Source organism: Shinella pollutisoli (assembly GCF_024609765.1).
Taxonomy (GTDB): Bacteria; Pseudomonadota; Alphaproteobacteria; order Rhizobiales; family Rhizobiaceae; genus Shinella; species Shinella pollutisoli.
Genome location: NZ_JANFDG010000075.1, coordinates 1 through 680, shown reverse-complemented (window position 1 = coordinate 680; position 680 = coordinate 1). Strand labels below are relative to the sequence as shown.

The window sequence follows — 680 nt, the reverse complement described above, 5'->3', positions numbered from 1 at the left end:
ATGCCAGCCCAGATCTTCTCCGGCGTCATCCCCGCCCTCATGACCCCGTGCAAGGATGACCGCACCCCCGACTTTGACGCGCTCGTCCGCAAGGGCAGGGAGCTGATCGAAAAGGGCATGTCCGCCGTCGTCTACTGCGGCTCCATGGGCGACTGGCCTCTGCTTTCCGACGAGCAGCGCATGGAAGGCGTCGAGCGCCTCGTCAAGGCCGGCGTGCCCGTCATCGTCGGCACCGGCGCCGTCAACACGGCGTCTGCCGTGGCGCATGCCGCCCATGCCCAGAAGGTCGGCGCCAGGGGCCTGATGGTCATCCCGCGCGTGCTCTCGCGCGGCACCGTCGTCGCCGCGCAGAAGAACCACTTCAAGGCGATCCTGTCGGCGGCCCCGGATCTTCCGGCCGTCATCTACAACAGCCCGTACTACGGCTTCGCCACGCGCGCCGACCTGTTCTTCGCGCTGCGCGCCGAGCATGCGAACCTCGTCGGCTTCAAGGAGTTCGGCGGTGCGGCCGACATGCGCTATGCGGCGGAGAACATCACCAGCCGCGACGACGAGGTCTCGCTGATGATCGGCGTCGACACCTGCGTGTTCCACGGCTTCGTCAACTGCGGGGCGACCGGCGCCATCACCGGCATCGGCTGCGTGCTGCCGAAGGAGGTGATCCACATGTGCAACCTCGC

1 protein-coding gene is annotated in these 680 nt (G+C 67.6%); it reads left to right on the top strand.

The features are described 5' to 3' along the window. A partial coding sequence (locus NNZ72_RS25390; protein ID WP_257318463.1) for a dihydrodipicolinate synthase family protein occupies positions 1-680 on the top strand: 680 nt, incomplete at its 3' end.